Genomic DNA, 13,022 nt, shown 5'->3' with positions numbered 1-13,022 from the left:
TAGAGATGATTCCCGTAAAGACCATCGCATTTCAGGAGGAATCATGGCGAAGACGAAATTTGATCCGAACAGGAAGAGTTTCGAACAGTGCACGGAGCGCATTCAGCAGGCCGTGAAGGATGCCGGCCTCCGCACCGACGGGCGAATCGTTACATCCCGTGATGAAAACGTCGAAGAGGCAGTCAAGGCGCTCACCGTCGACAACGCTCCTGCCGGGTTCCACAAGTGGCAGCTCCCCGTCTACTTGAACAAGCCGTCGCACCTCTTCATCACCGTCGCCGAACCCGGTGCCAAGTCATCCACGCACTCTCATGACGAGGGGGACGGAATCCGCTTCATCGCGAGCGGATCGATCACCTACAAAGGTCAGGAGCTGACCACTGGCGACTGGATGTTCATCCCCGCCGGAGTCTCGTACTCGTTCGAGACCGGGCGCTTCGGCGCTGTCATGTGCTACTGCTACTGCTGCTGTTGCGCGTGACGCTTCAGCGACCCGGGCCGCGCGCCCCCTACAGACTCGCGGCCGTCTCCCGCAGATGCGCGTGGAGGCCCCGGTGCGGTTCACCGGACGGCAGCCACTCCTTGCGGACCTTAGCTACGCACGTGTAGTTCGTGGCGCATGCGCCTCGTTCACCGCAGTGACCTCGCTGTCGGCAGGAGCGCAGACGTCCGTGGCCGCCTTGACCGATTCGACGCCCTCGTCCGCCCGGCGTGGAAACCGGAGCAGGATGCGCAGGGCGGTGTGCCGGGAGATGGGCACGGCCAGGGCCGACAGCATCCTTCTTCCCGCTCGGCCTGCTACTGAGCTTCACTCTGTCGGGGATCTTGGTGTCGTCTGCTCAGTCTCTGGCGGACCGCCAAGACCTCGGCCGGGGGATCCCGTGCTGGTCCAGGAAGTTTTGGAAGGCGGTCGGCGGCCGGGACGGGGGTGCTTCTCCGGTCGGCGGCCGTCGGCTGAGGCGCTCGAGGTTCGCGGCGATAGCTGTGAACACGTGCTGTAGGTGGGCTTTCTGCTGTCCCCGGTAGCGGCAGCGGCGCATGCCGTGCCCGTGAGCGAGCTCGTTGATGGTGCCTTCCACCCCGGAGCGGACCGCATAGCGGGCCCGCCATTCGGGTGTCTGTTGCTCGGCGCGGACTCGGAGTTGCAGATCGCGGAGTTCTCGCGGGGGAAAGCCCACGGTTCGGGCGCTGTCGGCGGTGGTCGTGCAGCGGGTGCGGACCGGGCAGGGGCGGCACTGGCTCTTGGTGAACCGTGCCACGATCAGGGGTGCCGCGGTGGGTGAGGAGGTCGGATAGGGGCCGTGCCATCCCCTGCTGGTCTCGCCCTGCGGGCAGGTCACCTGCTGGCGGTCGAAGTCGATGTGGAAGTCGTCGCGGCCGAAGCCGTCGTTCTTGCGGTGCTGGCGGGTGGAGTTGACCGGCAGCGGTCCGGTGACCGCGACCTGGTGTTCGCGGGCTGCCCGTTCCAGATGGATCAGGGAGGTGTAGCCGCCGTCGACCAGGTGCTCGGCGGGCAGCAGCCCGCGGCGCTTCAGCCGGGTGTGGATGCCGGGCAGAGCCTTCGCGTCGTAGCTGGTGGCATCGGTGGTGGCCACATCCGTGATCACGTTGACGCCGTCGGGATCACAGGTCTCGGTGAGGTGTGCGACGAACCCTATCCAACGGGTGACATGTCCGCGGCGCGCGTAGCGGGCCGTCGGGTCGTAGGGCGAGACGACTGCGGCGGCCGAGGGCGCAGCCCGCCGTCCTCGGCGGTGCGCCAGCGCAGGCGGCCGGCCCCGTCGCGGTAGTAGTTCTGCACCATGATCTGCCGCAGGGCCTGGATCCGGGGACCGGACAGGCGATCCGCCCCATGCTCCCCGACGTGCTCCAGCAGCCGGACGGCGTCGCCGCCTGTGGCAAGGATCCTGGTCTTGGGGCGGGTGAGGTTCTTGCCCAGACGGACCGGACGGCCGTAGCGGCGCCCCCACTCCTCGTCGACCAGGCCGGACAGCAGGTGCGGGGCTGTGCCGGACAGCTCTTCCAGCGCGGCGCGGACGGCCTCGGTGACCAGTTCCAGCCGGGTCAGGTCGCGCACCGCGGCCAGGACGTGGGTGGAGTCCGTGCGCTGGGTGGTGCGCTCGCGGACGAGACCGGCCTCCTTCAGGCGTGCGAGCGCGAGGTCGAGGAGACGGTCGGCCCGGCCGCCCTCGGTGAGACGCTCGCGGAAGTCGGTCAGCACGCTGTGGTGGAAGCCAGGATCGTCCAGTTCCATGGCCATCGCGTACTTGAAATCGATGCGGCAGCGAACCGCCTCGGCCGCCTGCCGGTCCGACAGACCGAGCAGGAACTGCAGCACACAGACGGTGGCCAACTGGGCGGGCGAGAGCCCCGGGCGGCCGTCGCGCGGGTACCAGTCGGCGAAGTCCTCGTCACGCCACAGCCCGCCCAGGTGATCTCTCACCCACATCGCCGTGGTACCGCCCAGGTTGCTCGCCCGCGCCATCTGCACGGTCAGAGAAGGGACTTGCTCACCAGAACGGGCGTGGAGCGACAACGGGCACCTCGACAACCTCATCGGTTCTTGAACAGAGCCGAGCATGCCCGTTGATCATGCTGCCCCGCCGGGGATCTTCAAGATCCCCGACAGAGTCAAGCTCAGAGGTGAGCTGGTCGACCGCGGCCAGGACGGCTTCTGCGCCCTGTTGGTCGATGAGGTCGACGAACGGGCGCAGGTCACCGCCTGCGGGGTCGTGCGGGTGAGGGTACGGTCGGCGGAGTGACAGAAGCGGCGGACCGTGTGCAGCACGGTGTGGGAGAGGGCTTTGTGGGAGACGTCGCGCTCAGCGATGCGCACGCTCTTGGTGACGCCCAGGGCCAGGCCGGTCTTCCAGCCGGCCTGGCGGGGGCCGCCCAGGCGGCGGGCGTAGCGGTGACCAGGCGGCTGCGGCCTTCGATTGCGCGGGGTCGGACTCGCGTGAGACCACGTACGTCCGACCGGCCAGTCGGCAAGAGTCGTTGCGCTTGCGGGCTGCGTATGTCTCGTAGGCGGTCTGGGTGGAGTCGAGGGCGGAGGTCTGGCTGCCCGCTTGCCGTGCGAAGTCCCCTGCTCGTGCACGTACTTGGCGATCGGCGTGGAGCCGACGAAGGAGACGGCCTCCATGCCCGGTGGTCCGGCACCCGCACGGTCCCCCTCCGGCCCGGCGGCATCTCCCTGCTCTGTCTGACAGCGGCCCTCTGGCTGATCCACGCGACGCGCGGCGCGACACCACCGCTCCACGGCTTCGAGGACGCCGACGGGTCCAGGTGATCCCGCCGCGATGCGGCCGTGGTCCGCGGCGGCGACCGCACCGCTCAGGTCCCCGGCTCGCGTGCGGCTCTCGCGACCGCGAGATTCTCGCGGACCCAGGCGGTGGTCGGGTGCTCCTCACCCAGCAGTTTCCGGGCCTTCCCCAGAGTCTGCTCGAACAGCGCAATCGCCCGGCGCAGCTCGCCGGTGGACTGGTACGCGGTGGCGAGGTTGCTGTTGCAGCGCAGGAGGTTGGGATGGTCTTTGCCGACCACCTTCACCAGGTCCTTCGCGCACTGCTCCAGAAGTTGGACGGCTCGCTGCGGATCGCCGGCGGCCTGGTAGGCGTTGGCGAGGTTGTTACGGGAGGTCAGCGTGCTGGGGTGTGCCTTGCCCAGCACGCGTTCGGTGTCGGCGAGGGCCTGTTCGTGCAGCGGGACGGCCCGGCGCAGGTCGCCGACGGTCTGGTAGGCGAGAGCGAGGTCGTTGCGCGCGGTCAGGGTGTACGGGTGGTCCCTGCCCGACACCTGGATCCGGTCCTTCACCGTCTGCGTCAGCAGAAACAGGGCCCGGCGTGCGTCGCCGGCCTCCCGGCAAGCGTCGGCGAGGCGGTTGCGGGTGGTCAGGGTGTCGGGATGCCTCTTGCCCAGCACCCTGACCCTGTCCTTGAGTGTCTGGTCCAGCAGGGCGAAGGCACGGCGAAGATCGCCGGCCGCCTGGCAGGCGTCGGCCAGGGTGTGGCGTGTGGTCAGGGTGACGGGGTGGTCCTTGCCCAGCACCCGTTCGGTGTCCGCATGGGCCTGCTCGTGCAGGAGGAGGGCCCGGTGGATGTCACCTGCGGCCAGCCAGGCGTTGGCCAGGTTGTTGCGGGAGGCGAGGGTGTGTGGGTGGTCGGTGCCCAGGACCCGGGTCCGGTCCTCCAGGGTCCGCTCGAACAGCGGGATCGCGCGGCGCTGGTCGCCGGCTTCGGAATGGGCGGTGGCGAGGTCGCTGCGGGTGCTGAGGACGTCGGGGTGGTCCTTGCCCAGGACGCGCACCCGGTCCTTGAGGGTCCGCTCGAACAACGGGATGGCTCGGGCCGTGTCGCCGACGGCCCGGTAGATGTAGGCGAGGCTGTTGCGGGAGGTCAGGGTGTCGGGGTGCTTTTTGCCCAGCACCCGCACTCGGTCTCTCAGGGTCAGTTCCAACAGAGGAACGGCCCGGCCCAAGTCGCCGATCGACTCGTACGCGTACGCCAGGTTGCTACGCAACAGCGCGGTGTCGGGGTGGTCCTCGCCCTGGCTCCGTAACTGGTCTTCCAGAGCCTGCCTGATGAGCGGGATGGCCCGGCGCAGGTCACCGGCCGACCGGTAGGCGCTGGCGAGGTTGTTGCGGGAGACGAGGGTGAAGGCGTGCTGTTTCCCCAGCACACGCACCGCGTCCTTGTGGACCTGCTCCAGGAGGGGGACGGCCCGGTGCAGTTCGCCGGCCGACTCGTAGGCCACCGCAAGGCTGTTGCGCACCCCGAGGGTGTCGGGGTGGTCCGCGCCCAGGACCCTCTCGCTGCCGTCGAGGGCGCGTCGCAGACGCGGCAGGGCATCGACGATCAGGCCCTGGCTGCGCAGGAACAGGGCGGTCTGGCCGATGACATCGACGGTTTCGGCGGTGTCCGTGTCCGCGGGCGCGCGGCTGACGAGGGCGTCGAAATGCGGGAGCAGGGCACGCCAGGCCGGCCACGTCGCGGGATCGTCACAGTCGGCGGGGCAGGTACGGCCGAGGTTGCCGGCGGCCAGGCGGCGAGCCCGGTCGATGAGATCGGGGGTGCGGTGGGGGTCTCCTTCGTCGGGTGTGCGGGCCAGGGCCTGGACGAGACGGTGGACGGCCAGGGTGCCCGTCGCGGGGTCGAGGGTGATCATGCTGTAGTCGTTGAGCAGGTCCAGCGCCGTGGCGCGGGCGGCCGGGTCGGCGTCCGCGCCCGCCAGGGCGGCGGGGATACGTTCGGGCGCGTACCAGGCCAAGGTGCGCAGCATGTCGGTCGTCACGGGGTGGAGGGCGTGCAACCGGTCCAGGGTCACGCGCCAGACTTTGGAAATCGTGAGCAGGGCCTGGGTGGGCGACTCCGCGCGGCCGTACACCTCCGCGGAGTCCGCGACAGCGAGCATCTCCAGGTAGCCACGAAGTGTGAGCAACGGGTTGCGGCCCAGGAAGGTACCGGCCTGGTCGACGGCCAGCGGGAGGTGGCCGAGCTCCTCGCAGAGTTCGGCGGCGCCTCCCAGATCGCGGGGCCCGGCCTGGGTGACTCTGCGGGTGAACAGGTCGAGGGACTCCGCCGGGTCCGGGGTATCCAGCCGCACCGGGGTGGCGGCGCCGGTCCAGACGTGGGACCGCCGGCTCGTGATCAGGAACCGGCCGCCGGGGAGTTTCCCGATCAGATCGGCGATGTGATCGGGGTCGTCGACGTTGTCCAGGACGAGCAGCCAGCCCGGATGGGTGGCCAGCCACTCCATCGCGTACTCGGCCAGGCCCTCCTGCGTCAGAACGGTGCCGAGGACGGGCTGGAGGGCGACGGCGAACGAGGCGAGGCCCTGCTGGACTCCGGCCGGACAGTCGGCGACGATCCACCGGACGGGGGCATGGCCGTGCGGGCGGGTGGCAGCCCAGTGCGCGGCCAGCGCGCTCTTCCCGATCCCGCCCAGCCCGTGCACCACCTGCACCCACGCCGCCCCCGGTGTGCGGAGCGCGCTGTCCAGCTGATCCAGTTCCCGCTCGCGTCCGACGAACGACTCGGGCCGGTACGGCAGATTGCCGACTGTGGCGGGAGCGTCGACCTCGGCCGGCTTCCGCACGGCTCCGACGGGCAGGTGCACCGTTGCATAGTGGTTGTAGATGCCGCTGACAGCCGTCCCGCCGTCTTTCGCTGTGGCGTGTCCGGTGTGGCCGGCCTCCTGCCACACGATCTCCGCCGCCGGCCCGGCCTGCCACCTGCTGCCGCCGCCGTCCCGGGTCCCCTGCCCCGCCGGGATGCCTCCCGGGTCCGCTGCCGGGCGGCTCTTCTTCTCGCGCCGTTTGGCCACGACCACTTCCCCCTCTCGGCCGCCGTTGATCAACCGGAGCAGTGCGGCGCCCGCGTCTGCTGAATCTGGACGCCGCTGACGGCCGTGGAGCCCGGGCCGTCGGCCTCGGCGTTCCCGGTGTCGACCGCCCGCGCCGAACCAGCGGCCGCGGTGCCGCTGCGGCGCACCCCGCTGACCGCCGTCCCGCCGGCGTCGGCAGTGGCGTCGCCTGTCCTTTCAGCCGTGTCCCCGGCGCGGGCGGCGACGAATGCCGCCAGCTCGCGCAGCCGCCCGGCGGCCCGCTCCTGCCCGGAGGGGTCGAGTCCATCCAGCAGCGCCTCGAACCGCCCCTGCCACAGCGACTCCTGGCGCATCCGCTCCACGGCCCGGTCCCCTGCGGCGTCCGGGCCGAGAACTGTGCCGGTCTCGTCCAGGCGCCGCAGTTCGACGTCCTCGCGCGCCGTGTCACCGTGGCCGACGAGAACCGCCACCCGCCGCCGCACTCCGTGCCACACGTCGGTACCTGCGGCCTGGACCACCGCGGCCCCACCGACCGCCGCCAAGGCGGTCAACTCCTCCAACACCGTTTGCCCCCTCACAGATTCGGCCGAACGGCAGCCCCCCTCGACCACCGTGCCCGGCACACCATAGGGGCCCCGCCCGCACGCAAACCGCGAAATGGCGACAGACAGCGACCGACGCTCACGCTCGGAACTTCCTCGGCGCAATACCGGTCACCGGACGATCCGGATCGTGCAGCCTCGCGCGTCCGCCTCGCAACGCCAAGGCATTGTGACCGGGACGGGTATTGGCACCAGGCAACGTTTGTGGCCTGTGCTGGTGCCAAATGGCTTCAGCAGCTTGAGGCGCGGAATTAGAGAGACGGTTGGCACCTTGGTACAGCGCAGGCCACAAGGGATGTCACAGGGCTCAGAAGCCGTATCTCAACCGAACTTGATCGTTTGATTCGTGCTGGTCAGGCATGGTTTCGCTCGGGGTGAGGGAGGCATGCGACGTCTTGTTTCCGCTTCGTGGTCGAGGGGTGCGCGGTGGCGTCGGTGCTGGGAATGCTGGAGGCGCGAGAGGCGGCTGCCCGAGTGCGGGTGGAGGGTCTGCGGGAGGAAGCCACCCGGGTTGCCGAGATGTTGGAGGCAGCCGAGATCGAGCTGGATCGGCGGGTGATCGCGCGGGAGGAGCTGGTCGAGGCCCTGGCCGTCTGTGCGGCCGAGACCACGGCCGCGACCATGGCGAAGGAGGAAACGGCACCCTCGCTCGCGCCGGCGCCAGGCTCGACGGTGCCGCCCTGGCGGGACGGGCTGCCGGTGACGGTTCTGGCGCCGGACTATCAGCGGATTCTGGGCGTGCTGGAAGAGCGGCGGGGAACGGGGCAAGGACCACTGCGCGCCAAGGAGATCGCGGTGAAGCTGGGCCTTGAGACGACATCGGCGAAGGTCGAGGGGGTGCGGTCGAAGGCCAGACGTCTGGTGGAGCGTGGGTGGCTCCTGCTGGAGGCGTCGGGGGCATTCAGTGCCGGTCAGCGGCCCGTGGCCGTGCCAGACGCCGGCTCATCCGTGTGACCATCGACCACTGGATCATCGCCTCGCTGTTCTCCGGCCGTGTCTCGTAGTCCCGGGCCAGACGGCGGGAGTTCAGCAGCCACGCGAACGTGCGCTCTACCACCCACCGCCTCGGCAGCACCACGAATCCCTCCATGTCGTCGGTGCGTTTGACGATCTCCAGGGTCAGTGAGAGTTTCTGACGGCACCAGTCGACGATGCCGCCGGTGTAGCCGCCGTCGGCCCAGACGAGGGTGATGTCGCGGTGCAGGCGGCGCAGCCGCCCCAGCAGGCCCACGGCGGCGTCCCGGTCGCCGATGTTCGCGGCGGTGACCGCCACGACCAGGAGCAGGCCCAGGCAGTCGGTCACGATGTGCCGTTTGCGGCCCGCTACCTTCTTCCCGCCGTCGTAGCCGCGTGAGGCGGCAGGCACCGAAGCCGCGGCCCGCACCGACTGCGCGTCGTTGATCCCCGCGCTCGGCTCCGCCTCACGGCCCTCGCGCTCACGGACCCGACCGCGCAGCCGGTCATGGAACTCCGCGATCAACCCGTGCTCGCGCCAGCGGCGGAAGAAGGCATAAACCCGGCCCCAGGCTGGGAAGTCCGCGGGCATCGCCCGCCAGGAGATCCCGCCCGCGACCAGGTAGCGGACTGCGTCAAGCATCTGACGGTGGCAGTAGCCCTCGGGCTGCCCACCCCTGCCCTGAAGCCAGGCCGGCACCGGCAGCAACGGCCGCACGGCCGTCCACTCCGCGTCCGTCATGTCCGACGGATACCGGCGTACCCGGTCCGGATGATCGACCGCATTCCCGTACACGTGCGCGAGACAATCGCACGACACGGCAGTCGAGTTGAAGTCAACGGGCGCGGGCGCGTACAACAACGACAACAGGGCCTCCCGGCATTGCTCGGTTCGATTCGCATCCCCGAGCTACCGAGAGGCCCTGCCTTCATGCGCGTACAGCCCGCAGACCACCCGATCAGGACCCCCGTTCGACCCGCACACCCCAAGATCGGTTGAGATACGGCTTCTCAGGGATTTAACTGCCCTCGGGGCGCAGGCTCCCTCGTGTGCGGCCGACGAACCTCAGGTCCTGCTATAGCTACCCTGCTGATGATCCGTACGGCAGGTCGAGCCAGGTATGGCTCCAGATCGAAGCGTCGTACGTCGCAGGGCCGTACGCGATCCTCGTCGCCACGGCCCGTGCTGAAGTCGGCGCACAGCTGAGTCCCGCCCGGCAGCAGCCACCCACCAGGACCGACGAGGGGATGGATCTCGGCTCCGCCAACCGCCGCAACTGATCAACCGCCGCCCGAGCCGCGTGCATCGACGTGATGCGCCGTCACCTCCGGGAACTGACGGTGATCTTGATGCCGGCCATCCCTCTTCAGACCGTGCCCTACGTGGTGAGGCGGACGTTGAGCCGAACATGATTCGGGGTACGCGGAGTTGGATTGTTCCGGACGGGCTGTGGGAGATCGCGAAGCCGCTGATCCCGCCGTACCGGCCGTCCTTCAACGGCTCCTCGAAGTCAGCGCCTTCACCGCCGAACGGTGGGCAGCCGGAGCCGTCAGGACCGCCTACGCAGCCGAGGTGGCCCGCCGATCGTGACACACGAAACAGCAACCCAGGGCTTGGTCATTCCCAAGCGATCTCAGCTACCGTCTGCCTCGACGCCGCCTCGCAACCCCCACTCATCAAGCCCCGAGTAGATCAACGCGATGCGGCCTCGTAGCCGTCCAGCTCGATGCCATCGACGTCATCGCCAACGAGCTTGGTGACCTGCTTCGCCCACATGAATGCGTGGTGGGCCAGGGCGAGCGATTCCACCCAGCCCTCGATGGTCGCGTGGAGAGGCGCCCACCCATCTACATGGATTCCGAACTCACCAGACGGACCGATCATGAATGAGTAGGGGACCGCGGTTCGTTGCATCCCGGCTTCGAACCACCACCCTGCAGAGTCTGACTCGGGCGAGTCCGGATCGAGGTACTTAGGGCCTCCGTCATACTGCGATGCGGGTGGCAGGAGCAGACCGCCCCATCTCTCCTGGTAGGCCGCCACGCGATCGATCACTGCTGCCGGGACGTCTCGCTCAAGCCACCACTGCCTGTGCCCCTCCACGGGCCGGACGTCGACCTTGACGCCGTGCGCGCGTACAAACGATCGGGCTCGCCGAGTCAAGCCATCAGGCACATCGTGGAAGAGGTGGAGATTCACCAGGGCGACGCTCCCCAGCAGCCCGAAGGACAGCAGGCGCGGGCCCCTCGATGCGTCGCGCGACACCACGGCAAAGCCGAGCCGAAGCGGCTTCCCTGTTCCGACCTATTCCGCACGCCTGAATATCCGAACCTGCCGACAAGACCAAGCCCAACTCCATTCCGGGCAACTTCAAAGGGGCAGTTCGTTGGAGGCCCAGCGATGTACCGGTGTGGCGCAGCGGACGGCTTTGCAGGCATCCCGTTCGGCCCATGCGATGTTCGCCGCCGCAGGGGCCCAACAGGTTCATCGCGTTCGGGTGGTCGGTCGCTGATCGCCGGTCTTCTTTGGACTGATGCTCGCCGCGCTGAGCTCACCCGGCGGTTGGCGGCTGAGGACGCCGGGCCACCATGCGGCCGGGCCGATGTCTCGCACCAGGGCGGGTACCATCCCGTCATTACTCGGGCAACCGCGCACCAGCGGCCCCGATGCACGGGAGTGATCACTCCAGTAGGAATGCCAGGCTGGCAGTCTGGTTTGCCGGCGCCACGGCGGACGTCCAGGTCAGAACATCGGGGCCCGCATCCGAACGGGCGGTCACGGTCAGCGCCCACCAGCCGGCGGGGAAGCCGGCTCCGGTCGCGGGCAGCAGCAGGGCGCGGGTGCCGTCGTGGTCCTCGACGCTCACAACCCGCGCCGGCGCCCCGGGAGACGGTGGCATCGCCGCGTCTCGTGAGCCACGGCCCCCTCCGGGTCGACAAGCTGTAGCACGACGCCATGGGCGGGCGGGTCTTCGCCCGGTCCGCCCGCGTACGCCTGCACATCGGTTCCAGGAGGCACCTGGCTGAGACCGGGGAACAGGCGCAGCCGTTCGCCGTCGCCGAGCGGCACGTCCGGCAGCTCCGCGTAGGAGACCGGCTCTCCCGGGGCGACCGCGTCAATCCAGCGAAGCGTCCAACCAGACAGCGACGGCACGGCCGCCAATGCCACCAGTGTCACATGATGGTCGTTCGGCTGGACGCCGGGCAGCGCCACGCCGGTGATCCGCAGGTCACCGGTCGGCGAGGACGGCGCGAACGGCCGGTTCGCCTCCACGGCGGTCACGCCGACGCCGACGCCCGTGACCGAGACACCGCGCAAGCCGTCGGCCTCCACCGTGCCGCCGCCGGGCGGAGCAGGCACCGTCTTCAGCCCCGCGGGATGCGGTGGGTCGCTCGTCAGCGTCGCCGTCGCGCCGTCGTCGAGCGCCAGCGTCAACGACATGCTGATCGCCCGGTCCACCGAGACGGTGACGTCGAGGGGCTCACCACCGGCACAGGGGCGGACGGCGCCGTCGCGCACCCAGAGTTCGGCACCAGCCCGCCAGCGCACACCGCCGTCCACGACGGAGAAGCCCCCGTCGGGACGGCCGAACGCGCGGGTGGGCACGCTCAGTGGCCGGACGACCACGGTTCCCCGGCTCAGCGTGATGCCGCTGGGCGACTCAATCACCCTGGGCGTGGGCAGCAGCACCCGCACCGGCTACCGTCCCGGGCTGGCCAGCCGCCTTGTCGGCGCCGCGTCCACTGTGCAATTCGTCGGCTCGCAGGCCGATGCCGACGGCACTCGCCACGAGGGCCACTCGGGCTGGCGCATCGACCAGCTTCAGGCCAACATCGAGACCTGGCTGGCCGAGGCGAAGCCGAACGTGGTCCTGCTGCACATCGGCACCAACGACATGAACCGGGACTATCAGGTCAACACCGCGCCCCAGCGGCTCGGCGGCCTCATCGACCAAATCAACACGGCCTCACCCGACACCGCGATCGCGGTCGCCTCCCTGGTCCCCGCCACCGACCCCGCGGTGCAGGCCCGCATCAACACCTACAACAACGCGATACCCGGGGTGATTTCGGCCCGTACCACCAAGGGCTTCAAGATCACGCAGGTCGGCATGGGTGCTCTGAGCAACGCGGACCTCAACGACAACCTCCACCCCAACAACGCCGGATATATGAAGATGGCCGACGCCTTCCAGGGCGGCATCGGGACCCTCGCCCGTAACGGCTGGATCAAGGAGAGTGTCGAGGTCAAGCCCGCCCCGCCCAAGCGGGCCACGAACGTCGGCGACTACGACGTCGACATCAACGGGGACGGCCTGGCCGACTACCTGGTCATCGAGGACAACGGTGCCACCCGCGCCTGGCTCAACACCGGCGCGGGCAAGTGGAGCGACCAAGGCGTCATCGCCGGCGGCTCGGCCGCCTGGACCGACAACCAGGTCCGCTTCGCCGACGTCGGCGGCGACACCAGGGCGGACTACCTCGTGGTCGAGCCCAACGGTGCCACCCGCGCATACATCAACCAGGGCGGTGACGGCCGGGGCGGGTGGCTGGACAAGGGGTACATCGCCACCGGCTCAGCCAACTGGACCGGCAGCCAGGTCCGCTTCGCCAACACCGGCGGAGACGCCCACGCCGACTATCTCGTCCTCGACGACAACGGCAGCATCCATGCCTGGCTCACCACCACCGACGCCACCACAGGCACCGTCAAACTGACCGACCAGGGCACCATCGCCGCCGGAACCGGAGCACCCGGCTACCGCGTCCGCATCTGACACGACCGGACCGCAGAACCCCCGTCGACACAAGTCGGCGGGGGTTCGTTCGTCACCTCTCACACAGCCCAGTGCCTGACCTGGCGGCAGTGGTGCGAGAAGAACGCCCGACCGAACCGACGTTGACGATGAAGGAGCCAAACTGCAGCCATCCCTCGCGGGCATCCAGGTAGACACGACGAGGCCTGTCGTCTTCCGTTCCAGCCCGCGGTTCGAGGGGACAGCCCTCAGGCAGCAGCGAGTGCGGCGCATCGAAGACGTTCTCGATGGGGCGGCCGTGGTAGTCGCGGATGTCCTCAATGGCCCGGAGCAGCAATCCGCCGTCGGAAAGGTCCGTCACCCGGGCGAACCCCCGGAAGCTCGGAGT

15 protein-coding genes and 2 pseudogenes are annotated in these 13,022 nt (G+C 69.4%); 6 read left to right on the top strand and 11 right to left on the bottom strand.

The features are described 5' to 3' along the window. The first annotated feature begins 43 nt into the window (after window positions 1-43). A complete protein-coding gene (locus tag ABCR94_RS13525; protein ID WP_347119496.1) occupies window positions 44-481 on the top strand; it encodes a cupin domain-containing protein in 438 nt (145 codons plus the stop codon). Window positions 482-509: 28 nt separating this feature from the next. On the opposite strand, the pseudogene ABCR94_RS13520 reads toward ABCR94_RS13525, so the two are convergent. The 4 genes and pseudogenes from ABCR94_RS13520 to ABCR94_RS13505 all read right to left on the bottom strand — a co-directional run. Next, a pseudogene (locus ABCR94_RS13520) lies at window positions 510-620 on the bottom strand (acetamidase/formamidase family protein); the annotation flags it as partial. Then, window positions 596-778 (bottom strand): hypothetical protein, encoded by a 183-nt coding sequence (locus ABCR94_RS13515; protein ID WP_347119647.1) that lies wholly within the window; start codon window positions 776-778, stop codon window positions 596-598. The pseudogene ABCR94_RS13520 and the gene ABCR94_RS13515, both read right to left, overlap by 25 nt. A gap of 61 nt (window positions 779-839) precedes the next feature. Further along, the gene (locus tag ABCR94_RS13510; protein WP_347119495.1) at window positions 840-1,607 is read right to left on the bottom strand and encodes a transposase; all 768 of its coding nucleotides are present in this window, start codon (window positions 1,605-1,607) and stop codon (window positions 840-842) included. A 47-nt stretch (window positions 1,608-1,654) separates the two neighbouring features. After that, entirely contained in the window at window positions 1,655-2,443 is a 789-nt protein-coding gene (locus tag ABCR94_RS13505; protein WP_347119493.1) for a transposase, read from the bottom strand. A 136-nt stretch (window positions 2,444-2,579) separates the two neighbouring features. Here ABCR94_RS13505 and ABCR94_RS13500 point away from each other — a divergent pair, with 136 nt between their 5' ends. Next, window positions 2,580-2,762, top strand: a complete 183-nt coding sequence (locus ABCR94_RS13500) for a hypothetical protein (protein WP_347119645.1) — start codon at window positions 2,580-2,582, stop codon at window positions 2,760-2,762. Between the two features lie 571 nt (window positions 2,763-3,333). Here the strand turns inward: ABCR94_RS13500 and ABCR94_RS13495 are convergent. Continuing rightward, window positions 3,334-6,321 carry a tetratricopeptide repeat protein gene (locus tag ABCR94_RS13495; protein ID WP_347119492.1) on the bottom strand — a complete coding sequence of 996 codons (2,988 nt, stop codon included), beginning with the start codon at window positions 6,319-6,321 and terminating at the stop codon, window positions 3,334-3,336. Window positions 6,322-6,350: 29 nt separating this feature from the next. Continuing rightward, window positions 6,351-6,884, bottom strand: coding sequence for a hypothetical protein (locus ABCR94_RS13490; RefSeq protein WP_347119491.1), 534 nt, complete (start codon window positions 6,882-6,884; stop codon window positions 6,351-6,353). 483 nt (window positions 6,885-7,367) lie between these two features. On the opposite strand from ABCR94_RS13490, the gene ABCR94_RS13485 reads away from it, so the two are divergent. Continuing rightward, on the top strand, window positions 7,368-7,877 hold the full coding sequence (locus tag ABCR94_RS13485) for a hypothetical protein (RefSeq protein WP_347119640.1): 510 nt from the start codon (window positions 7,368-7,370) through the stop codon (window positions 7,875-7,877). Here ABCR94_RS13485 and ABCR94_RS13480 read toward each other — a convergent pair. Beyond that, entirely contained in the window at window positions 7,825-8,619 is a 795-nt protein-coding gene (locus ABCR94_RS13480; RefSeq protein WP_347119466.1) for an IS5 family transposase, read from the bottom strand. The genes ABCR94_RS13485 and ABCR94_RS13480 overlap by 53 nt on opposite strands. A 308-nt stretch (window positions 8,620-8,927) precedes the next feature. Between ABCR94_RS13480 and ABCR94_RS13475 the strand changes: the two genes are divergently transcribed. After that, a complete protein-coding gene (locus ABCR94_RS13475; protein WP_347119490.1) occupies window positions 8,928-9,158 on the top strand; it encodes a hypothetical protein in 231 nt (76 codons plus the stop codon). A gap of 128 nt (window positions 9,159-9,286) precedes the next feature. Further along, window positions 9,287-9,382: pseudogene (locus tag ABCR94_RS39060) on the top strand (IS5/IS1182 family transposase); the annotation flags it as partial. A 188-nt stretch (window positions 9,383-9,570) separates the two neighbouring features. Here the strand turns inward: ABCR94_RS39060 and ABCR94_RS13470 are convergent. From ABCR94_RS13470 to ABCR94_RS13460, 3 genes are all read right to left on the bottom strand, one after another. Beyond that, the gene (locus ABCR94_RS13470) at window positions 9,571-9,762 is read right to left on the bottom strand and encodes a hypothetical protein (RefSeq protein ID WP_347119489.1); all 192 of its coding nucleotides are present in this window, start codon (window positions 9,760-9,762) and stop codon (window positions 9,571-9,573) included. Window positions 9,763-10,558: 796 nt separating this feature from the next. Further along, window positions 10,559-10,744, bottom strand: coding sequence for a hypothetical protein (locus ABCR94_RS13465; RefSeq protein ID WP_347119488.1), 186 nt, complete (start codon window positions 10,742-10,744; stop codon window positions 10,559-10,561). Beyond that, window positions 10,741-11,568, bottom strand: coding sequence for a hypothetical protein (locus ABCR94_RS13460; RefSeq protein WP_347119487.1), 828 nt, complete (start codon window positions 11,566-11,568; stop codon window positions 10,741-10,743). Before ABCR94_RS13460 ends, ABCR94_RS13465 begins: the two co-directional genes overlap by 4 nt. Here ABCR94_RS13460 and ABCR94_RS13455 point away from each other — a divergent pair. After that, on the top strand, window positions 11,555-12,655 hold the full coding sequence (locus tag ABCR94_RS13455; RefSeq protein ID WP_347119486.1) for a GDSL-type esterase/lipase family protein: 1,101 nt from the start codon (window positions 11,555-11,557) through the stop codon (window positions 12,653-12,655). The two genes, ABCR94_RS13460 and ABCR94_RS13455, sit on opposite strands and share 14 nt — an antisense overlap. A 52-nt stretch (window positions 12,656-12,707) precedes the next feature. On the opposite strand, the gene ABCR94_RS13450 is transcribed toward ABCR94_RS13455, so the two are convergent. Beyond that, window positions 12,708-12,995 carry a hypothetical protein gene (locus tag ABCR94_RS13450; RefSeq protein ID WP_347119485.1) on the bottom strand — a complete coding sequence of 96 codons (288 nt, stop codon included), beginning with the start codon at window positions 12,993-12,995 and terminating at the stop codon, window positions 12,708-12,710. Window positions 12,996-13,022 lie beyond the last annotated feature (27 nt).

The sequence above is a fragment of the Streptomyces changchenzhani genome (assembly GCF_039766235.1).
Taxonomy (GTDB): Bacteria; Actinomycetota; Actinomycetes; order Streptomycetales; family Streptomycetaceae; genus Streptomyces.
The sequence above is the reverse complement of the archived record's forward strand: the minus strand, read 5'-3'. Positions and strand labels throughout refer to the sequence as shown.